The 20,768-nt window shown below is 70.8% G+C and carries 18 protein-coding genes; 4 read left to right on the top strand and 14 right to left on the bottom strand.

Annotation, left to right across the window (positions count from 1 at the left end):
- Window positions 1-21: 21 nt before the first annotated feature.
- The 8 genes from GQR16_RS03770 to rplU all read right to left on the bottom strand — a co-directional run bounded on the left by GQR16_RS03770 (window position 22) and on the right by rplU (window position 6,430).
- Complete coding sequence (locus GQR16_RS03770; RefSeq protein ID WP_157413826.1) at window positions 22-1,185, bottom strand: hypothetical protein; 1,164 nt, start codon at window positions 1,183-1,185, stop codon at window positions 22-24.
- Window positions 1,182-1,784 (bottom strand): nicotinate-nucleotide adenylyltransferase, encoded by a 603-nt coding sequence (nadD, locus tag GQR16_RS03765; protein WP_157413825.1) that lies wholly within the window; start codon window positions 1,782-1,784, stop codon window positions 1,182-1,184. Before nadD ends, GQR16_RS03770 begins: the two co-directional genes overlap by 4 nt.
- Before the next feature lie 17 nt (window positions 1,785-1,801).
- Window positions 1,802-2,023: a hypothetical protein gene (locus GQR16_RS03760; RefSeq protein WP_157413824.1), complete on the bottom strand. Its 222-nt coding sequence runs from the start codon at window positions 2,021-2,023 to the stop codon at window positions 1,802-1,804.
- A 71-nt stretch (window positions 2,024-2,094) separates the two neighbouring features.
- Window positions 2,095-3,363 carry a glutamate-5-semialdehyde dehydrogenase gene (locus GQR16_RS03755; RefSeq protein ID WP_157413823.1) on the bottom strand — a complete coding sequence of 423 codons (1,269 nt, stop codon included), beginning with the start codon at window positions 3,361-3,363 and terminating at the stop codon, window positions 2,095-2,097.
- 9 nt (window positions 3,364-3,372) lie between these two features.
- Window positions 3,373-4,191: a glutamate 5-kinase gene (gene proB, locus GQR16_RS03750; protein WP_157413822.1), complete on the bottom strand. Its 819-nt coding sequence runs from the start codon at window positions 4,189-4,191 to the stop codon at window positions 3,373-3,375.
- Window positions 4,188-5,765, bottom strand: coding sequence for a GTPase ObgE (gene obgE, locus GQR16_RS03745; RefSeq protein ID WP_157413821.1), 1,578 nt, complete (start codon window positions 5,763-5,765; stop codon window positions 4,188-4,190). Before obgE ends, proB begins: the two co-directional genes overlap by 4 nt.
- A 70-nt stretch (window positions 5,766-5,835) precedes the next feature.
- The gene (gene rpmA / locus GQR16_RS03740; protein WP_055857715.1) at window positions 5,836-6,093 is read right to left on the bottom strand and encodes a 50S ribosomal protein L27; all 258 of its coding nucleotides are present in this window, start codon (window positions 6,091-6,093) and stop codon (window positions 5,836-5,838) included.
- Between the two features lie 28 nt (window positions 6,094-6,121).
- Entirely contained in the window at window positions 6,122-6,430 is a 309-nt protein-coding gene (gene rplU, locus GQR16_RS03735) for a 50S ribosomal protein L21 (protein ID WP_074401007.1), read from the bottom strand.
- Window positions 6,431-6,662: 232 nt separating this feature from the next.
- Between rplU and GQR16_RS03730 the strand changes: the two genes are divergently transcribed.
- On the top strand, window positions 6,663-6,962 hold the full coding sequence (locus GQR16_RS03730) for a DUF4031 domain-containing protein (protein WP_157413820.1): 300 nt from the start codon (window positions 6,663-6,665) through the stop codon (window positions 6,960-6,962).
- Between the two features lie 33 nt (window positions 6,963-6,995).
- Here GQR16_RS03730 and GQR16_RS03725 read toward each other — a convergent pair whose 3' ends face one another.
- Window positions 6,996-9,788 carry an Rne/Rng family ribonuclease gene (locus GQR16_RS03725; RefSeq protein ID WP_157413819.1) on the bottom strand — a complete coding sequence of 931 codons (2,793 nt, stop codon included), beginning with the start codon at window positions 9,786-9,788 and terminating at the stop codon, window positions 6,996-6,998.
- 273 nt (window positions 9,789-10,061) lie between these two features.
- Between GQR16_RS03725 and GQR16_RS03720 the strand changes: the two genes are divergently transcribed.
- On the top strand, window positions 10,062-10,688 hold the full coding sequence (locus tag GQR16_RS03720) for a vitamin K epoxide reductase family protein (protein WP_157413818.1): 627 nt from the start codon (window positions 10,062-10,064) through the stop codon (window positions 10,686-10,688).
- 115 nt (window positions 10,689-10,803) lie between these two features.
- Here the strand turns inward: GQR16_RS03720 and ndk are convergent, their stop codons facing one another.
- From ndk to ileS, 4 genes are read right to left on the bottom strand one after another with little or no spacing between them, the layout of a single operon-like run.
- A complete protein-coding gene (gene ndk, locus GQR16_RS03715) occupies window positions 10,804-11,226 on the bottom strand; it encodes a nucleoside-diphosphate kinase (RefSeq protein WP_157413817.1) in 423 nt (140 codons plus the stop codon).
- A complete protein-coding gene (locus GQR16_RS03710) occupies window positions 11,223-11,699 on the bottom strand; it encodes a DUF4233 domain-containing protein (protein WP_157413816.1) in 477 nt (158 codons plus the stop codon). The genes ndk and GQR16_RS03710 overlap by 4 nt, the downstream gene beginning before the upstream one ends.
- Window positions 11,696-13,204 carry a bifunctional folylpolyglutamate synthase/dihydrofolate synthase gene (locus GQR16_RS03705; RefSeq protein ID WP_157413815.1) on the bottom strand — a complete coding sequence of 503 codons (1,509 nt, stop codon included), beginning with the start codon at window positions 13,202-13,204 and terminating at the stop codon, window positions 11,696-11,698. Before GQR16_RS03705 ends, GQR16_RS03710 begins: the two co-directional genes overlap by 4 nt.
- On the bottom strand, window positions 13,201-16,509 hold the full coding sequence (gene ileS / locus GQR16_RS03700; RefSeq protein ID WP_157413814.1) for an isoleucine--tRNA ligase: 3,309 nt from the start codon (window positions 16,507-16,509) through the stop codon (window positions 13,201-13,203). Before ileS ends, GQR16_RS03705 begins: the two co-directional genes overlap by 4 nt.
- A gap of 340 nt (window positions 16,510-16,849) precedes the next feature.
- Here ileS and GQR16_RS03695 point away from each other — a divergent pair, with 340 nt between their 5' ends.
- Window positions 16,850-18,352 (top strand): GH1 family beta-glucosidase, encoded by a 1,503-nt coding sequence (locus tag GQR16_RS03695; protein WP_157413813.1) that lies wholly within the window; start codon window positions 16,850-16,852, stop codon window positions 18,350-18,352.
- A gap of 7 nt (window positions 18,353-18,359) precedes the next feature.
- Here the strand turns inward: GQR16_RS03695 and GQR16_RS03690 are convergent, their stop codons facing one another.
- On the bottom strand, window positions 18,360-19,025 hold the full coding sequence (locus GQR16_RS03690; protein ID WP_157413812.1) for a TetR/AcrR family transcriptional regulator: 666 nt from the start codon (window positions 19,023-19,025) through the stop codon (window positions 18,360-18,362).
- Between the two features lie 90 nt (window positions 19,026-19,115).
- On the opposite strand from GQR16_RS03690, the gene GQR16_RS03685 reads away from it, so the two are divergent.
- Window positions 19,116-20,768: an ABC transporter substrate-binding protein gene (locus tag GQR16_RS03685; RefSeq protein ID WP_157413811.1), complete on the top strand. Its 1,653-nt coding sequence runs from the start codon at window positions 19,116-19,118 to the stop codon at window positions 20,766-20,768.

Raw genomic sequence — 20,768 nt, 5'->3', positions numbered from 1 at the left:
CGGTTGTGGTGCGATTCGAAATCAGAAGAGGCCGGTGAGGGCGCCGATGACGAGGGTGCCGACGACGCCGAGGGCCAGGACGCCAGCGGTCACCGCGAGCACGAGCGGCACGTTCATGCCCTCTTTCGACGGCGGGGCGACGACGGCCTTGCTCGCGCTCTGCGTGCTGATCGCGCGTGTCGCCGCGACCGGTGCGCCGATGCCGGCGCCGTCTTCGACCTGGTCGAAGAGGTGATCGACGTCGGACGAGTCGATCTGGCTCGGGTGCACCCCGGTCGCGCCGTAACTGCGCGGCAGGTCGATCGAGCCGGTCACGATGACCTCGCCGTTGCCGTTGTTCGTGATCGGCGCCGGGATGCCGGCGTGATCGGGAAGCGACGGCAGGATGAGCGCGTTCGTGGTGGTCGGCACACCGCGCCCGACACCTCCGCGCGAGAGCATCTGGTCGTACGGCTGGGCCGATTCGACGGGTGCGTCGAGCTGCGCGGTCCAATGACCGACGGGCTTCGGGGCGACGACGGGCTGTTCGTTGAGCGCCGTCGGCTGGGGCTGATGAGGCGAGGACGCCGGCGGGGCGCTCTGCGCGGCCGACGGCGGGATGGCTGCCGGCGGGCGCGGTGCGTCCATGGCCGAGGCGCCCGCGATCTCGTGATCGAGGTCGTCGAACTCCTCGCCGTCGGTGCCGGCGTCGCCGTCGAGCAGGGCCCGGAGCTCGCGTCTCGTGAGCGTGCGCTCGGGGGTCGACGACTGTCGGGGAGCCGGCGCGGCGGCCTCGGACGACGGCATCGGAGCCTGCGTCGGAGCGGGCTGCACGGGGGTGGCCTGCACGGGGGCGGCCTGGACCGGGGGCACCGGCGCCACCGCGGGCGTCGGCGCGAACGCCGAGGACACGGGAGCGGGCAGCGGGGCCGCGGTCGGGAAGACGGGCGCCGGCTGCTGAGTCGACCCGTACGGGGCGCCCGGCGCGGGTTGCGCTGCGCCTGCGGCCTGGGTCGGGCCGCCGTACGCGGGAACGGGCTGCGGTGCGGGCGACTGGATCGGGGCGGCAGGTGCTGCCGGTGCGGGCGGCTGCTGAGGAGCCTGCTGCGCGGGAATCGGGGTCGGCGAAGCAGCGACCTGCTCTTGCAGACGTTCGCGCTCGCGCATTTCGCGGCGCGTCAGCTGCGGTTCCTGCGACGACGTCATGCGACACTCCGATAGAGATGGTGCTTGGAGATGTACTGGACGACCCCATCGGGCACCAAGTACCACACCGGGAAACCCCGGCGCACCCTTTCCCGGCAGTCGGTCGACGAGATCGCCAGTGCCGGGACTTCGAGCAAGCTTACGTCTTGCTCCGGCAATCCGCGAACGGAGAGGACATGTCCCGGCCGACTCACAGCCACGAAGTGGGCGAGGTCCCAGAGCTCCGCGACATCCTTCCAGGAGAGGATCTGCGCGATCGCATCGGCTCCCGTGATGAAGAAGAGATCGGCGTCGCCGCGCTCGCGACGGAGATCGCGCAGCGTGTCGATCGTGAAGGTCGGCTTCGCGCGGTCGATGTCGACGCGGCTCACCGTGAACCTCGGGTTCGACGCCGTCGCGATGACGGTCATGAGGTAGCGGTGCTCGGCCTGCGTGACGTTCGACTTGTAGCTCGGCTGACCGGTCGGCACGAACACGACCTCATCGAGGTCGAGCGATTGCGCGACCTCGCTCGCCGCGACGAGGTGACCGTGATGGATGGGGTCGAACGTTCCGCCCATCACGCCGACCCGCGGTCGACGCTGCTCGCCTCCGGTCACGGTGCGCGAACCCTCGCTCAGTGTCCGCCGTGCTCGTCGCCGCCGTGGCGGGCGGCGTAGGCCTCGGCCTTCGCGCGGTGGCGGTTGGCGACATCGCGGTAGGAGGCCGTCACGAATGCGAGCAGCGCGAAGATGATGAGGGCCACGAGCCCGTAGGCCCACGTCGCCATCGGCAGTTCGACCGCGTGCACCGACTCCGACGTGAGGATGCCGGTCAGTGCCGTGCTCGTGAAGCTCATTCGTGTTCCTTTCGAAGCCTGCTGTGTTGCTCGTGACAGTCTAGCGAGGTCGCGTCGACGTGGTCACGCGGCTAGGCGCGCACGTGACCCGCGCCGCGCACGATCCACTTGGTGCTCGTGAGTTCGGGAAGGCCCATGGGCCCGCGGGCGTGCAGCTTCTGCGTGGAGATGCCGACCTCGGCCCCGAAGCCGAACTCCGCGCCGTCGGTGAACCTGGTCGAGGCGTTCACCATGACGGCCGCCGAGTCGACTTCGTTGAGGAACCGTTCGGCGTTGGCCAGGTCGTTCGTCACGATCGACTCGGTGTGCTTCGTCGAGAAGCGCCGGATGTGCTCGAGTGCGTCGTCGAGGGAGTCCACGACGGCGACCGAGATGTCGAGGCTCATGTGCTCGGTCGCGAAGTCCTCGTCGGTGACGGGCAGGGCATCGGGCCGGATGGCGCGCACGCGCTCGTCGGCGTGGATCGTGACGCCGGCATCGGTCAGGCGGTCGAGCACCGCGGGAAGCAGGCGCTCCGCGGCATCCTGATGGACGAGGAGGGTCTCGAGGGCATTGCAGACGCTCGGCCGCTGCACCTTGGCGTTGTGGACGAGCTCGATCGCCCAGTGCTCGGGCGCCGAGGCGTCGAGGAACATGTGCACGACGCCTGCGCCGGTCTCGATGACGGGCACGCGCGCCTCGTCGACGACGGCTCGGATGAGGCCGGCGCTCCCCCGTGGGATCAGGACGTCGACATAGCCGCGCGCCTGCATGAGATGACGCGCCCCGGCACGTCCGAAGTCGTCGACCGTCTGCACGGCCTCGGCCGGCAGGCCGACGGCGTCGAGTGCGCCGCGGAGCACGTCGACGAGCACCCGGTTGGTCTGCTCGGCCGCCGTGCCTCCGCGCAGCACCACGGCGTTGCCGCTCTTCAGGGCCAGCACGGCGATGTCGATCGTGACGTTGGGCCGCGCCTCGTAGATCGCGCCGACCACGCCGAGCGGCACGCGCACCTGATCGATGCGGACTCCGCTCGGCAGGGTGCGGCCGGTGAGGGTCTCGCCGACGGGATCGGTGAGCCCGATGACGTCGAGCACGGCGTCGGCGAGGGCGTCGATGCGCTGCTCGTCGAGCGCGAGTCGGTCGAGGAGTCCGGTGCCGATGTCGGCTGCGCGCCCCGCCTCGAGATCGAGCGCGTTCGCCGCGATCACCTCGGCCGCGCGGGCACGGAGGTCGGATGCGATGCGCTCGAGCGCGGCGTCCTTCTCGGCGGTCGTCGCGCGGGCGAGGCGGTACGACGCCTCTTTCGCGGCGGCGAGCCGGGTGTCGAGCACGGACGTGTCGAGGTCGGGCTGCTCCATGGCATCAGCCTAGGTGAGCGGTGCCGCCTCGTCGGTCGTGTGACGTTCGGGGGCGGCGTCGAACCAGGTGCCGACGTGCGCGCCGGCGAGGGCTTCGGCGACGAGCGGGGTCGCCGTGATGAGCACGGCCGCACCCGAACCGGCGGCGATGCGGGCCGCCGAGACCTTCGTCTCCGCTCCCCCGGTGCCGACGCCCGCACGCCCGATCGATCCGATCTCGATGCCCGCGAGGTCGTCGCCGAACGGCACGTGCTCGATGCGCTCGGCGCCGTCGAGGTGCGGGGGCTTCGTGTAGAGCGCATCGACGTCGGACAGCAGCACGAGCAGGTCGGCGCCGATCAGCTCCGCGACGAGGGCGGCGAGGCGGTCGTTGTCGCCGAACCGGATCTCGTGCGTCGCGACGGTGTCGTTCTCGTTCACGATCGGCAGGATGCGCAGCGCGAGGAGGCGATCCATCGCCCGCTGCGCGTTCGAGCGCGGCGTCGAGTTCTCGAGGTCGCCCGCGGTGAGCAGCACCTGACCGGCGATGATGCCGAACCGGTCGAGCGCGTCTTGATAGCGCACGACGAGCAGGTTCTGACCGACGGATGCCGCGGCCTGCTGCGTCGCGAGATCGGTCGGCCGTTCGTCGAGCTTCAGGTAGGGCATTCCCGTGGCGATCGCACCCGACGAGACGAGCACCACCTCGGTGCCGCGTTCGTGCGCGGAGGCGAGCGCCTCGACGAGCGGCGCGATCTGTCCGGCGTTCTCACCGCTGATCGACGACGAGCCGACCTTGACGACGATGCGCTGCGCCGACGGGATGTCGGCGCGCCCGCGCAGCGTCACCGGTCGTCCTCCGCCTCCGACGCGCCGGCCGCCGCCGACGTCTCGACCGGCTCGACGGGCTCGTCCGCATCGGAGTCGCCGCCCCAGAGCCCGGCTTCGCGCTCGCGGTCGAGCTCGGCGCGGGCCTCGGCCTTGGCGTCCATGCGGTCGTGGTAGTCGCTGCGGCGCTCGGCGCGCGTCGCACGACGGTTCTCGTCGAGACGCACGTCGGTGCCGCGCGGCGCCGTGATGAGTTCGGCCGTCGAGGTGAGCGTGGGCTCCCAGTCGAAGACGACGCCCGTGCCGGGGCCGATCACGACGGTCGAGCCTGCGACGGCGCCCGCACGCACGAGGGCGTCTTCGACGCCGAGGCGCGCCAGGCGGTCGGCCAGGAAGCCGACGGCCTCGTCGTTCGTGAAGTCGGTCTGCTGCACCCAGCGTTCGGGCTTGCCGCCGAGCACACGGTAGATCGTGCCGTAGCTGCCGCCCTCGGGCTTGACGACGTAGTCGACCTCGTTGACGGCCTTCGGCCGGATCACGATGCGCGGAGCCTCGACGAGGGCCGCGGCCGCAGCCTTGCGTTCCTCTTCGACGAGCGCGCCCAGGGCGAAGCCGAGCTGGCGGAGCCCTTCGTGGCTGACGGTCGAGATCTCGAAGACCGTGAAGCCGCGCGCCTCGAACTCGGGCTTGACGAGCTCGGCGAGGTCGCGTGCCTCGGGCACGTCGATCTTGTTGAGCGCGACGAGCTGCGGACGCTCGAGGAGCGGCGTCTGGCCCTCGGGCACCGGGTAGGCGGCGAGCTCGGCGAGGATGACGTCGAGGTCGCTGAGGGGGTCGCGGCCGGGCTCGAGCGTGGCGCAGTCGATGACGTGCAGCAGGGCCGAGCAGCGCTCGACGTGACGCAGGAACTCGAGTCCGAGCCCCTTGCCCTCGCTCGCGCCCTCGATGAGTCCGGGCACGTCGGCGACCGTGAAGCGGTGGTCGCCGGCCTCGACGACACCCAGGTTCGGGTGCAGGGTCGTGAACGGGTAGTCGGCGATCTTCGGACGCGCCGCCGACATGGCGGCGATGAGGCTGGACTTGCCGGCCGACGGGTACCCGACGAGTGCGACATCCGCGATGCTCTTGAGCTCGAGCTTGACCTCGCCCTCGTAGCCGAGGGTGCCGAGCAGCGCGAAGCCGGGGGCCTTGCGCTTGTTGGTGGCCAACGAGGCGTTGCCGAGCCCGCCCTGGCCGCCGGGGGCGACGACGAAGCGCATGCCCGGGGCGGAGAGGTCGATGAGCTCGGTGCCGTCGGCGTCCTTCACGACCGTGCCGACCGGCACGGGGAGGTCGAGGGGCTCGCCTGCGGCGCCGGCCCGGTGGTCGCCCATGCCGGGCTGGCCGTTGCCGCTGGAGCGGTGCGGGCGACCGTGGTAAGCGAGCAGGGTGGTGACCTGCGGGTCGGCCACGAGCGTGATGTCGCCGCCACCGCCGCCGTTGCCGCCATCGGGACCTGCGAGCGGCTTGAACTTCTCTCGGCGAACCGAGACGCATCCGTTGCCGCCATGTCCGGCGCGCACGAACAGCGTCACCTCATCGACGAAGCTGACCATGCGACGTGCCTTTCTCTGTAAACACGTGAGGGCGAGCCGAAGCCCGCCCTCACGAAAACCTGTCGGTCGACTATTCGCCGGCCGCCACGATGTTGACCACCTTGCGGCCGCCCTTGGTGCCGAACTGCACCGAGCCTGCCTCGAGCGCGAACAGCGTGTCGTCGCCACCGCGACCGACACCCGCACCCGGGTGGAAGTGGGTGCCGCGCTGGCGGACGAGGATCTCGCCCGCGCTGACGACCTGGCCACCGAAGCGCTTCACGCCGAGGCGCTGTGCGTTCGAGTCACGACCGTTGCGAGTGGAGCTCGCTCCCTTTTTGTGTGCCATGTCTGATTCTCCTTGCGAGCCGCTGCTGCTACTTGATGCCGGTGACCTTGACGCGCGTGAGCTCCTGACGGTGGCCCTGGCGCTTCTTGTAGCCGGTCTTGTTCTTGAACTTCTGGATCACGATCTTCGGGCCGCGGAGGTCGTTGAGAACCTCGGCCGTGACGGTGACCTTGGCAAGCGACTTGGCGTCGGAGGTGATGTTCTCGCCGTCGACGAGGAGCACCGCGGCGAGCTGGACGTTGCCGTCCTTGTCAGCCTTGATGCGGTCCATCGTCACGATGGTGCCAACTTCGACCTTCTCCTGCCGACCGCCGGCGCGCACTACTGCGTAAACCACTACTCGTACCTATCTCTGGGGAACCGCTGAGGGTTCCGACTGTCTGATGGGGTGTCACTGCGCGGGACCCCAATGGGAAGGAGGGCCAAGCCAGAAAACGTTGCAGTCGAACTGCGATGGGGGCACGCCGTGATAAGCGGCGGCACCAACGGTCGAGTTTACCGGATGTATGCGACTCGGTCAAACGAGCGGCCACCGGCGCGTCGCGCACGCCGCGCCTAGGATCGAGTGCATGACCGTGCTCATCGACACGCCGCTCTGGCCGAAGCACGGCACGGTGTGGGCGCACCTCGTGAGCGACGAGTCGATCGCCGAGCTGCGAGCCTTCGCAGATGCGGCCGGGCTCCCGTCGCGGGCCTTCGACCTCGACCACTACGACGTGCCGGTCGAGCGCTACGAGGAGCTCGTCGCCGCCGGCGCGGTGCCCGTGCCGCCCCGCGAGCTCGTGCGGCGGCTCGCGGCGAGCGGATTGCGAGTGCTCCCCCGCGAGCGTCGTGCACTCCGGGAACGCCGCGAGGCCCCGACCGACTGACGTCGATCAGGGCCCCGTCGGGTTCGAACGGGATCAGCCGGCCTCGGGTGCCTCGCCGTCGGCGGGGTTCGCCTCGGTGCCGTCGGCGCGCGTGATGACCGGCGCCCCGCCCGCGGGAGACAGCGCGGCGGTCGAGACGCGGCGGCTGCGCGAGCGGCCCTCGCCGGCCTTCTTCGGCGCGGGGAGCGCGTCGAGCACCGAGTCGAGGAGTTCCGCCGTGGCAGCGGCGGGCTCGGGCCGGGTGCGCGGTGCGGCGACGACCGGGAGGTCGAGGATCGCGACGGCGGGCGTCGGCTCGGCGGCCTCGACGACGACCTCGGCCGGTTCGGCTGCGTCCGTCGCGGGGGCCGCCTCGTCGGCCGCGGCATCCGGTGCCGTCGTGTCGTCGGAACCAGGCGATGCGTTCACGGTCTCGGATGCCCCGGCCGTGGTCTGCTCGCGCGACGCGCGCCGACCGCGACCACGGCGTCGACCCTGCCGGGTGCCGTTGGCCGACTCCTCGCCGGCGGCCTCGGCCGACGGCGCTGCGCCGGATGCGGCCTCGCCCGTGGCGATGGGCGCGCCGCCCTCGTGGTGCTCGGCGTGCGGGATCGTCGATGCGGCGATCTGCGCGAGGGCGTGCTTGACGTCTTCGGTGATCGCGTGCGTTCCGGTGTGGGCCTTCGGCTCGGACGGCGCGGCGTGCTGACTGCTTCCGCCGCCGTTGCCGCCCCCGCCGTTGCCACCCGAGTTGCCGCCGCCGGAGTTCGGCGTGCCGCCGCGTCCGCCGCGACGGCGATCGGTCTGCTGCTGTTGCTGGGGAGCGCCCGTGCCGCGGTGCTTGAAGATCGGCTCGTGGTGCACGACGATGCCGCGACCCGCGCAGACCTCGCACGGCTCGCTGAAGGTCTCGAGCAGGCCGAGGCCCAACTTCTTGCGCGTCATCTGCACGAGGCCGAGCGAGGTGACCTCGGCCACCTGGTGCTTCGTGCGGTCGCGCGAGAGGCACTCGATGAGACGGCGGAGCACGAGGTCGCGGTTGGACTCGAGCACCATGTCGATGAAGTCGACGACGATGATGCCGCCGATGTCGCGCAGACGCAGCTGGCGCACGATCTCCTCGGCCGCCTCGAGGTTGTTCTTCGTGACGGTCTCTTCGAGGTTTCCGCCGGAGCCGACGAACTTGCCCGTGTTGACGTCGACGACCGTCATCGCCTCGGTGCGGTCGATGACGAGCGAGCCGCCCGAGGGCAGCCAGACCTTGCGGTCGAGCGCCTTCTCGATCTGCTCGCTGATGCGGAACGAGTCGAACGAGTCGCGGTCGCCCTCGTAGGCCTCGACGCGCTCGAGCAGGTCGGGTGCGACGGCGCGGAGGTAGCGCTCGATCGTGCCGCGCGCCTCATCGCCCTCGATGATCATCTTCTGGAAGTCCTCGTTGAAGACGTCGCGGACGATCTTGATGAGCAGGTCGGGCTCGGAGTGCAGCAGCGACGGCGCCTGGGCCTTCTCGAGCTGCGTCGAGATGTCGGCCCACTGCGCGAGCAGGCGGTTGACGTCGAGGGTGAGCTGCTCCTCGGTGGCGCCCTCGGCGGCGGTGCGCACGATCACGCCCTGGTTCTCGGGCAGCACCTCCTTGAGGATCTTCTTGAGGCGAGCGCGCTCGGTGTCGGGCAGCTTGCGGCTGATGCCGTTCATCGAGCCGTTCGGCACGTACACGAGGTAGCGGCCGGGCAGCGAGATCTGGCTCGTCAGTCGTGCGCCCTTGTGGCCCACGGGATCCTTCGTGACCTGCACGAGCACGCGGTCGCCAGGCTTCAGCGCGAGTTCGATGCGGCGCGGCTGGTTCTTCTCGCCGTTCTCGGCGGCGGCGTCCCAGTCGACCTCGCCCGAGTAGAGCACGGCGTTGCGGCCACGGCCGATGTCGACGAACGCGGCCTCCATGCTCGGCAGCACGTTCTGCACGCGGCCGAGGTAGACGTTGCCGATGAGCGAGGCGTCCTGATTGCGCGCGACGTAGTGCTCGACGAGCACGCCGTCTTCGAGCACGCCGATCTGGATGCGGCCGCTCTTCTCGCGGACGATCATCGAGCGGTCGACGGACTCGCGGCGGGCGAGGAACTCGGACTCGGTGATGATCGTGCGGCGGCGACCGGCGTCGCGACCGTCGCGGCGGCGCTGCTTCTTCGCCTCGAGCCGGGTCGAGCCCTTGACGCGCTGGGGCTCGGTGATGAGCTCGGGCTCGCGGGGCGTGCGCACCTTGACGACCGTGTTCGCCGGCTGGTCGCCGGTCGAACGCGGCTCCTCGCCGGTACGACGACGCGTGCGGCGGCGAACGCTCGATCCCTCGTCGTCGCGGTCGGCGCCCGGGAGCTCGCCGCGATCGGGACGCTCGCCGCGATCGGGGCGGTCCCGTTCCGGCCGCTCGGGCCGGTCGGCCGTCACGAGCACGGGCGGCGCGTGGAAGATCAGCGACGTCGTGGTGAGGTTCGACGGAATCGGCGAGACCGCGGGAGCGGAATCCGCCTCGCCGGCCGCGGCCGTCGTCTCGGAATCGACCGGTGCCGTCTCGGCATCGTCGTCGAGGGCGACCGCGTCGGCATCCGCGTCGGCGGGCGACGCCACGTGGCGGCCCGCGTGATGCGCGGAGGCGGAGACGGGCGCCGGCACCTCCGCCGTCTCGTCGGCCGGCGTCACGACCGCGTCGACCTCGGGGGGTGCGACCTGCTCGTCGACGGCCGGCTGCGCGGCGCGGCCACGACCGCGTCGTCCGCCGAACAGTCCGCCGCGCCGCTTGGGCGCGCCCTTCGGATCGGGTCGGTTGGTCTGGTGCTCGTTGCCTTCCACCATCTCTGGTGCACTCCTACTTCGGTCGGGACGGCCGCGCCATCCCTTCCGTACTCTCGTGCGGTTCGGCGGCGTACGCCGAACCGTCAATTCTCGTCACCGGCGACCGGCAGGTTTGCCTTGTCGCCACGTCTTGCGGTGCGTCTCACCGCTCATTCGGATGCGCGGCATCCGGGAAGTTCGTCTGTCGCCGTTTCCGGGCCGGGCCCGGTCGACTTCCTCGATTATCGCACGACCGGCGCCGAACCGTCCGATTGGCCATGTCAGAATCGAGACATGTCGGATGCCCCCGCTCGCCCGAAGCCCATCGGGCTCGCCATCAGCCTCATCGTCCTCGGAGCGTTCGGGCTCCTCGCAGCGTGGGAACTCTCGCTCGAGAAGGTGCTCACGCTCGCCGATCCGACCCACATCCCGAACTGCAATGTCGGCGTGCTCGTGGGCTGCAGCACGAACCTCGCATCGTGGCAGGGCTCGGTGTTCGGCTTCCCGAATCCGTTCGTCGGCATGATGGCCTGGCCCGTCGTGATCACGATCGGCGTGGCGCTGCTCGCCGGGGCGACCTTCTCCCGCTGGTTCTGGATCGGCTTCAACGTCGGTGTGGCCGGTGCCCTCGTGTTCGTCGGCTGGCTGATCTTCCAGAGCATCTACGTGCTCGACGTGCTCTGCCCCTGGTGCATGCTGACCTGGGCCGTGACCATCCCGGTCTTCTGGATCGTGACCCTGCACAACCTGCGTTCGGGTCATATTCTCGCGTCGGAACGCGTCCGCCGGCTGGCCGCAGGCTGGTACGGCTGGATCCCCGTGATCACCGTCGTCTGCTACGCCGTCGTGATCCTGCTCGCCCAGGCGCAGATGAACGCCATCCCCCGCGTCATCATCGACCTGCAGAACTTCTGGCGCTGAGCATCGCGGCGCCGACCACCGAGCGCTGAGTCGAACGACGGATGCCGCGTCGACGCGAGGTGCGTCGACGCGGCATCCGTCGTTCAGGGCGTCTCGAGCCCGCGAAGATCGCGGGTCAGGCGAACCAGAGTGCCAGCTCGCGATCGGCGGACTCGACCGAGTCGGAGCCGTGCACGAGGTTCTGCTGCACCTTGAGGCCCCAGTCGCGGCCGAAGTCGCCGCGGATCGTGCCGGGGGCGGCGGTCGTGGGGTCGGTGGTGCCCGCGAGCGAGCGGAAGCCCTCGATCACGCGGTTGCCGGCGACGCGGATCGCGACGACCGGGCCGGACTCCATGAACTCGACGAGCGGCTCGTAGAACGGCTTGCCCTCGTGCTCGGCGTAGTGCTTCGCGAGCAGTTCGCGGTCGGCCTGCACGAGGCGGATGTCGACGAGCGAGTAGCCCTTCGCCTCGATGCGGCGCAGGATCTCACCGGTCAGGTTGCGGGCGACGCCGTCGGGCTTGACGAGGACGAGGGTCTCTTCGATTGCGGTGGTCATTCCTGTTCCTTTCGGTAGGCGGCCACTGCGGCCGCCTTCTCTCGGTCGATGCGTTCGCCGACGATCATGCAGTAGGCCCAGATGCCGCCGAAGAGTGCTCCGATGAAGAACATCCCGGGGTTCAGGAAGCCGGCGAGGAGGATGAGCGCCTGCGTGATCCAGCCGAGCAGGTAGGCCCAGCGGTGGCGCAGCAGGCCGATCGTGGCGATCATGAGCACGATGACGACCCCGCCGGCGACGAGCGGCGCCCAGCGCGGGAGACCGAAGGCGCTCCCCTCGTCGGGGGTCAGGCCCCAGATCACGAGTGCGGCGAGGAACACGACGATCAGCTCGAAGCCGAGCACGATCGAGGCGAGGCTGGCCCGAACCGAACGGGGGGCGGATGCCGCGGCATCCGTCTCCGGTTCGGCGGGCGTGGCGTCGCCGTGGGCGCCGTCGCCCCGCGCCTCGGGGTCGATGGGCAGGCCGCTCATCGGTCGTTCCAACCGCGGTCGCCGGCGATGCGGATCGCGTCGCCCACGAGCACGACGGATCCGGTGACGACGACGGCGCGCTTCTCGCCCTCGGTCGCCCAGTCGCGTGCTTCGTCGAGTGCGTCGTCGAGTCGCTCGATCACCGTGAGGCGGTCGGCGCCGACCTTCGCGGCGACGATGCCCGCGAGCCCGTCGGCGGCGGTGGCGCGGTCGGAGTCGGGGCTCGTGACGATGAACTGCGCGTCGAGACCGGCCAGCACGTCGACGATGCCCGTCGCGTCCTTGTCGCCGAGCACGCCGAGGACGATGGCGATCTCGTCGAAGTCGAACGACTCCCGGATCGAGGCGACGAGCGAGCGGGCGCCGTGCGGGTTGTGGGCGGCATCCACGATGACGGTCGGGCCCGACCCGACGATCTGCAGCCGGCCGGGCGAGGTGACCGACCCGAGGCCGACCTCGACGACCTCGTCGGCCAGGCGGACGCTGCCGCCGCCGATGAAGGCCTCGACGGCCGCGACCGCCACGGCGGCGTTCTGGGCCTGGTGGCTGCCGAAGAGCGGCAGGGCGATGTCGTGGTAGGAGCCGGCGAGTCCGCGGATCGAGACGAGCTGGCCGCCGACGGCGATCGTCGTCGAGATGACCGCGAAGGCGTCGTCCTCGACGGCGAGCGTCGACTCGGTGAGGTCGGCGGCGTTCTCGAGCACCTTCAGGACCTCGTCGTGCTGGCGCGCGGAGACCACCGAAGCCGACGGCTTGATGATGCCCGACTTCGTGCGCGCGATCTCGACGACGTCGTTGCCGAGCCGGCTCTGGTGGTCGAGGTCGATCGGCGTGATCACGGCGACCTGTCCGTCGGCCACGTTCGTCGAGTCCCACTCGCCGCCCATGCCGACCTCGAGGACCATGACGTCGACGGGCGCGTCGGCGAAGCACGCGAACGCGAGCACCGTGAACGCCTCGAAGAAGGTCAGCGGCGACTCGCCGGCGCCCTCGAGCTCGGCGTCGACGATCGCGATGAAGGGCTCGATCTCCTCCCAGTTGCGCGCGAGCGCCTCGTCGCGGACCGACTCGCCGTCGATGCGGATGCGCTCGGTGAAGCGCTCGAGGTGCGGGCTCGTGAGGAGGCCGGTGCGGAGCCCGGAGGCGCGCAGGAGGCTCTCGATCATGCGGCTCGTCGAGGTCTTGCCGTTGGTGCCCGTGAGGTGGATCACGGGTGCAGAGCGGTGCGGGTCGCCGAGGAGCTCGACGGCACGTCGCGTGGGCTCCAGCCGGGGCCGGGGCGCTCCCTCGCCGACGCGCTCGAGCAGGGCCGCGTACACGGCGTCTGCGGCGTCGCGCGCCTCGGCGTCGAACTCCTCGTCGGTCTCGACGTCGTCGCCGGACGCGTCGGCGTCGCCGGCCGCAGCGGATCCGACGTCGTCGGAGAGTCCGAGCGCGTCGAGCGCCTCGCGGGCGTCGAACGGCTCTTCGCCGGGCTCGGGCGTCTGGTCGGGTGCGTCGGTCATGCCTGCTCCAATCCGATGACGACCTTCGTCCCGCCGGCGAGCGGGGCGAGGTCGGCGGCGGCCGTGTCGGCGAGCCCGACGAGGTCGAGGGACACGGCGAGCGTCTCGCCCGTGATGAGGTCGCGATGCGTCTCGGCGGCCGCGAGCGATGCGGCGTCGAGCGTCAGCGCCAGCGCGATGCGGTCGCCGACCTCGAGCCCTGCGCCCTTGCGGGCCTCCTGCACGGCGCGCACCAGGTCGCGTGCGACGCCTTCGGCCTCGAGCTCGGGCGTGGTGTCGGTGTCGAGGATCGCGAAGCCGCCGTCGGCGAGCAGTGCGAGCGCCCGCGAGCCCTCGCCCGCTCCCCCGGCCTCGAGCACGAGGTCGTACTCGCCGGGTTCGAGCGCGATGCCGCCCGCGACGACCGTGTCGCCGTCGAGGGTCCAGTCGCCCGTGCGGGCCGCCTGGATCGCCTGCTGCACGGTCTTGCCGAGACGGGGTCCGGCCGCGCGCGCGTTGACGCTGAGGCGCTTGGTCACGCCGTAGGCCTCGGCGCTCGAGGCGTCGAGCTCGACGAGCGAGACCGCCTTGACGTTGAGCTCGTCGCGCAGGATCGATTCGAACGGCGCCAGCGCCGCGGCATCCGTCGTCACGACCGTGAGCGAGGCGAGCGGAAGCCGCACGCGGCGACCGGCCTGCTTGCGCAGTGCGAGCACGGATCCGCTGATCTCGCGCACGGCGTCCATGGCGGCGACGAGCGCATCGTCGGCCGGGAACTGCTCGGCCTCGGGCCAGTCGGTCAGGTGCACGCTGCGCCCGCCCGTGAGCCCGCGCCAGACCTGCTCGCTCGTGAGCGGCAGCAGCGGCGCGGCGAGGCGCGTGAACGTCTCGAGCACGGTGAACAGCGTGTCGAACGCCTCGCTCGACGAGGCGCCGTCGGGCACGCCCGCCCAGAACCGGTCGCGCGACCGGCGCACGTACCAGTTCGTGAGCACATCGGCGAAGTCGCGGAGCTTCGCCGAGGCGAGCGTCGAGTCGAGGTTCTCGAGATCGGTGGTCACGTCGGCCACCAGGTCGCGAAGCTTCGCGAAGAGGTACCGGTCGAGCACGTCGGTCGAGTCGGTGCGAGCGGATGCCTCGTAGCCGCCCGCTCGCGCCGTGTTGGCGTAGAGCGAGAAGAAGTACCACGTGCTCCAGAGCGGCAGCATGACCTGTCGGACGCCCTCGCGGATGCCCTCCTCGGTCACGATGAGGTTGCCGCCGCGCAGCACCGGGCTCGACATCAGGAACCAGCGCATGGCGTCGGAGCCGTCGCGGTCGAAGACCTCGGAGACGTCGGGGTAGTTGCGCAGCGACTTGGACATCTTCTGGCCGTCGCTGCCCAGCACGATGCCGTGGCTGATGACGTTCTTGTACGCGGGGCGATCGAAGATCGCGGTCGACAGCACGTGCATGACGTAGAACCAGCCGCGCGTCTGCCCGATGTACTCGACGATGAAGTCGGCCGGGTGGTGCGTGTCGAACCAGTCGCGGTTCTCGAACGGGTAGTGCACCTGCGCGAACGGCATCGATCCCGAGTCGAACCAGACGTCGAGCACGTCGGGGATGCGGCGCATCGTCGAGCGCCCCGTCGGGTCGTCGGGGTTCGGGCGCGTGAGGTCGTCGATGTACGGCCGGTGCAGGTCGGGCTCCCCCGCCGCGTTCAGCGGCAGGCGCCCGAAGTCGCGCTGGATCTCCTCGAGCGAGCCGTAGACGTCGACGCGGGGGTGCTCGGGGTCGTCGCTCTTCCACACGGGGATCGGCGAGCCGAAGTAGCGGTTGCGGCTGACCGACCAGTCGCGGGCGCCCGCGACCCACTTGCCGAACTGCCCGTCCTTGACGTTCTCGGGCACCCAGCTGATCTCCTGGTTGAGCTCGCCCATGCGGTCGCGGAACTCGGGAACGCGGATGAACCAGCTCGACACGGCCTTGTAGATCAGCGGGTTGCGGCACCGCCAGCAGTGCGGGTACGAGTGCTCGTAGCTCGCCTGGCGCAGCAGCCGGCCCTCGGCCTTCAGCAGCTGCGTGAGCGGCTTGTTCGCGTCGCTCCACAGCTCGCCCGCGACATCCGTCACCTCGGCCTTGAAGCGGCCGCCCTCGTCGAGCGAGAGGATCACGGGGATGCCGGCGGCCTCTCCGATCTTCTGGTCCTCCTCGCCGTAGGCGGGCGCCTGGTGCACGATGCCCGTGCCGTCTTCGGTCGTGACGTAGTCGGCGACGAGGATCTGCCAGGCGTTCTGGAGCCCGTACTCGTCGACGTCGGCGTAGTAGTCGAACAGGCGATCGTAGGTGACGCCCTCGAGCTCGGAGCCGCGCACGGTGCGCGAGACCGCGGCGCGCGCGTCGTCGGCCGACTCGTACCCGAGGTCCTTCGCGTAGCCGCCGAGCAGGTCGACGGCGATCAGGTACTCGCCGCCGAGCACCTCGGTGTCGGATGCCGCGCCCGCGGCCTTCTCGCGCAGCACCGTGGCGTCGGGGGTGCCGTTGGGCCCTGCGGGGACGACGGCGTACTCGATGTCGGGTCCGACGGCGAGGGCGAAGTTGGTGGGGAGGGTCCAGGGGGTCGTCGTCCAGGCGAGCGCGCGCACGGCGGTGAGGCCGAGCGACTCGGCCTTCGCGCCCGTGAGCGGGAAGGTCACCGTGACGGTCTGGTCCTGACGCATCTTGTAGACGTCGTCGTCCATGCGCAGCTCGTGGTTGGACAGCGGCGTCTGGTCGCGCCAGCAGTACGGGAGCACGCGGTGGCCCTCGTAGGCGAGCCCCTTCTCGTGCAGCTGCTTGAACGCCCAGATCACGGACTCCATGTAGGTCGTGTCGAGCGTCTTGTAGTCGTTGTCGAAGTCGACCCAGCGCGCGGAGCGCGTGACGTACTCCTGCCACTCCTTGGTGTAACGGAGCACCGATGAGCGTGCGGCCTCGTTGAATGCCGCGATGCCCATCTCCTCGATCTGCACCTTGTCGGTGATGCCGAGCTGGCGCTCGGCCTCGAGCTCGGCGGGCAGGCCGTGCGTGTCCCAGCCGAAGCGGCGGTGCACCTGCTTGCCGCGCATGGTCTGGAAGCGCGGGAAGACGTCTTTCGCGTAGCCCGTGAGGAGGTGGCCGTAGTGCGGCAGGCCGTTGGCGAACGGCGGGCCGTCGTAGAAGACCCACTCGGGCGAGCCCTCGCGCTGGTCGATCGACGCCTGGAAGGTTCCGTCGGCGTTCCAGTAGGCGAGCACGTCGCGCTCGCCTGCGGGGAAGTCGGGCGACGCGGCGACGCCGTTCTCGTCGGGGGTACGCGGGTACACGCGGGCTCCTTGGGTGAGCGAAGCTTGCACGAGGACGCCGGATGCTCGTCGAGCCGCCGCCGCGGTACCACCTCGCTTGTCGGGCGACCTGCGTCGCACGACCTCTCTGAACGGCTGTGACGGGCCGACCCGTTCGGCTCTAGTGACGAGCGGCGGCCGTGGCATCCGTTCGCGTTCTTCCGAAGACTCCCCGGTGATGGCCGGATCGATGTCTGTCACACGATTGTACGCGTCGCGGCGTCGCGATAGGCTCCGGGATGGTCGTGAGAGCGCTCTCACGGATGGATCCGCGCACCGCCCCAACGCTGCACGACTTCGACGACGAACTCCGGAGCCCTCGATGACCACCCCGCACGACTCCCCCGCCCGAGCGGCCGCGACGATCGCCCGCCGCGGGTTCCTCGCTCTGACCGGATCGGCCGCCGCCGCGGCGCTCGCCGCCTGCACCGCGCAGCCGCCGGTCGGCGCGGGCGCTTCGACGAGCGCGACCCCTCCGCCGTGGGCGCCGCCGGCCGAACCCATGGGCTTTCCGGCCGACTACCTCTGGGGCACGGCCACCAGCGCGTTCCAGGTCGAGGGAGCCACGACGGTCGACGGTCGCGGCCCGTCGATCTGGGACGCCTTCACCGCGGTGAAGGCCAACATCCGGGGCGGGGCGACCGGCGAGCCCGGTGCCGACCAGTACCGCCGGTACGAGTCGGACGCCGACCTCATGAGCGATCTCGGCGTCGGCGCCTACCGGTTCTCGATCTCGTGGTCGCGCATCTTCCCGACCGGGGCCGGCCAGGTCAACCGGGCGGGCGTCGACCACTACCGGGCGCTGGTCGAAGCACTCGTGGCCCGCGGCATCCGCCCGGCGATCACGCTCTTCCACTGGGACCTGCCGCAGGCGCTCCAGGACGGCGGCGGCTGGCAGGAACGCGACACCGCGACGCGCTTCGCCGAGTACGCGCGCACGCTGTTCGACGCGCTCGGCGACGTCGAGGCCGACTGGTTCACGATCAACGAACCGAAGACGCACGCGTTCGTGGGCCACTGGTACGGCGTGCACGCGCCGGGACTGACCGATCCGGATGCCGCGGCCGCCGCCGTGCACCACCAGCTGCTCGCGCACGGGCTCGCCGTGCAGGCCTTCCGCGCCTCGGGCGCCCGAGGACGCATCGGCATCGCGCTCAACCTCCTGCCCGTGTATGCCACCGACCCGGATGCCACCGGCGGCGCCGATCGCGTCGACGCGAGCGAGAATCGGCTGTTCCTCGATCCGGTGCTGCTCGGCACGTACCCCGTCGAGGCGATCGGGCCGTACCCGGGCTCGCTCCCGGCGGATGCGGCGGCGTTCGAGGCGCTCCAGCAGCCCGGCGACCTCGACGTCGTCTCGGAGCCGTGCGACCTGCTCGCGATCCAGTACTACGGCGTGACCGGGGTCGACCCGGGCGGCAACACCGTGACCATCGAGCCGACCTCGGCGGCGAGCTGGCAGCAGATCCGGGCTGAGGGGCTCTACGACCTGCTCACCCGTCTGCGCGACGAGTATCCGGCCATCCCGTTGCTCATCACCGAGAACGGCATGCCGGATCCCCTGCCGGCGGTCACGGTCGACGACCCGTACCGCGTCGACTACCTGCGCACGCACTTCCAGCAGGCGGCGCGGGCGATCGGCGAAGGCGTGCCGCTCATCGGGCACTTCGTCTGGTCGCTGCTCGACAACTTCGAGTGGGCCGAGGGGTACGCGCAGCGCTGGGGCATCGTCGCGGTCGACTTCGACACGCAGGAGCGGATGCCGAAGGCGAGCGCCGGGTTCTTCTCCGACGTCATCGCGTCGAACGCCGTCTCGTCGGCCTGAGCCCCGCTCACGCTCCGGTGGGGCGTCTCGCGTCGAGCTGGGAGGCGAAACCGCGGCACACGGGCGCGATCGCCCGGTCGACCTCGGCGGCGAGGTCGCCGCGCTCGACGCCCGCGAGCGCCCACGCTCCGGCGGCGGTCGCGGCGGCTGCCGTCGTGGCGTTCGCCGCGGCGCGGACGATCGTCGGGTCGACGTGCCCCTCGACGCGTTCCGCGAGGAAGCCCGCGAGGGCGTGCGCGACGGCCAGGAATCGGCTCAGGCCGGCCGAGAGGAACTCCTCCTGCGTCGCCATCGGCTCGCGCTGGCTGAGCGCGATCGGAACGGCGCTGTGCGGATGCCTCGCGGCGAGCGCGGTGACGGCGCGCTCGAGCGCCGCCGACGGCGAGACGTCCTCGGACGTCTCGTCGAGGACGCCGGGCAGCGCCGCGATGGTCTCGTCGACGTCGAGCCAGAGCAGGTCGGACTTCGCCGCGAAGTAGTTGAAGAACGTGTTGCGGCCGACGCCCGCGCGCTGCGCGATCTGGTCGATGGTCGTACCGGCGTACCCCTGCTCGAGGAACAGCTCGCTCGCCGCGTCTTCGAGCGTGCGCCGCGACGACGCGCGCGGGCGGCCGCCCCTGGCGCGTGGCGCCTCGGTTCGGGCGTCCGTGCCGAGGGCGTCTGAATCCGTCATAGACTCATTATGGACTCAGTACCGAAACCGGTCGTCCGCTCCCCGCAGCACCCACCCCAACGTCGCACCACCCAGAGGAGTCACGTCCGCATGACGTCGCGTCGAATCATCCGCACCCTGCCGCTCGCCGCACTCGCGGCAGCGAGCGCGCTCGTGCTCGCGGGCTGCACGCCCGCAGCCGAGTCGCCCGAGGCATCCGGCGATCCCGTCACCGGCGGCACCCTCGTGTACGCCTCGGGCGACGGCGAGCCGAGCTGCCTCGACCCGCATGTCGGCGGCAACTACCCCCAGGCGCTCATCGCCGGGCAGTTCCTCGAGTCGCTCGTCTCGCTCGACGACTCGGGCGAGGTCATCCCGTGGCTCGCGACCGAGTGGACCGCGAGCGACGACGGCCTCACGTGGGACTTCACGCTGCGCGACGACGTGAGCTTCACCGACGGCACGCCGCTGAACGCCGAGGCCGTCAAGGTCAACGTCGAGCACCTGAAGGATCCCGACACGCAGTCCTCGACCGGGTACCTCGCCCTGGGCAAGGTCGACTCGGTCGAGGTCGTGAGCGACACCGTCGCCCGCTTCCACCTCAGCGCCCCCGACAGCGCCCTGCTCGAGTCGCTCACCCAGCCGTGGAACGCGATCGAGTCGCCGGCCGGCATCGCCCGCGGCATGGAGGAGAACTGCCTCGCGCCGATCGGCACCGGACCGTTCATCGTCGACGAGTGGGTGCCCCAAGACCACGTGTCGCTCGTGCGCAACGACGACTACGACACCGGCCCCGCCGACCGGGCCCACGACGGCGCCGCCTACCTCGACGGCATCGAGTGGCGGTTCATCCCCGACTCGGCGTCGCGCTACGCCGCGCTGCAGGCCGGCGAGGTCGACATCATCGACAACGCCCAGCCCGACACGCTCGACCAGGCCGCGAAGTCGGGCACGCTCGTCGAGATCGACGCCCCTCGCCCCGGTGCCTCGAACCGCATCGAGCTGAACTCCGGCCAGGCGCCGTTCGACGACGTGCGTGTGCGCGAGGCGTTCATCCGCGCGGCCGACGTGAACGACGGCATCGACGCGCTCTTCTTCGGCACGGCCGAGCGCTCCTTCTCGGTGCTCTCGAGCGTCGAGCCGCTCGCCTACTCCGACGAGACGCTCTTCGCCACCGACCTCGACGAGGCGAACGCCCTGCTCGACGAGGCCGGCTGGACCGAGCGCGATGCCGACGGCATCCGTTCGAAGGACGGCGTGCCGCTCACCGTGCGCTTCCCGGTGTCGACGAACCAGTCGATCCCGGCCGAGCAGTCGCTCTTCGAGCAGATCCAGGCCACCGCCAAAGAAGCCGGATTCGACGTGCAGCTCGAGCCGCTCGACCTCTCGGGCTGGTACGGCGCGCTCTTCACGCACGAGTACGAGGCCGTCAGCGCGCCGTACACGAAGGTCGGCCCCGACGTGCTGCGCATCCTCTACCACTCCGACTCCATCACGCCGGCGCCGAGCGGGTACTTCGCCAACCTCGCCCAGCTCGACGACCCCGAACTCGACGCACTGCTGACCGAGGCGGCATCCGAGTCCGATCCCGACGCCCGTGCCGCGCTCTACGAGCAGGCGCAGCAGATCATCCTCGGCGGGTTCTACGCGCTGCCGCTCTACGACCAGCAGAACCACTTCCTGCACTCGCCGAAGCTCCAGGGCGTGCGTGCGATGCCGACCGTGTCGACGCCGACCTTCGCCGACGCCTGGCTGGCAGACTGA

The sequence above is a fragment of the Agromyces allii genome, from assembly GCF_009749385.1.
GTDB lineage: Bacteria > Actinomycetota > Actinomycetes > Actinomycetales > Microbacteriaceae > Agromyces > Agromyces allii.
Note: the sequence above shows the minus strand (reverse complement) of the source record. Positions and strands in the feature narration are given on the sequence as shown.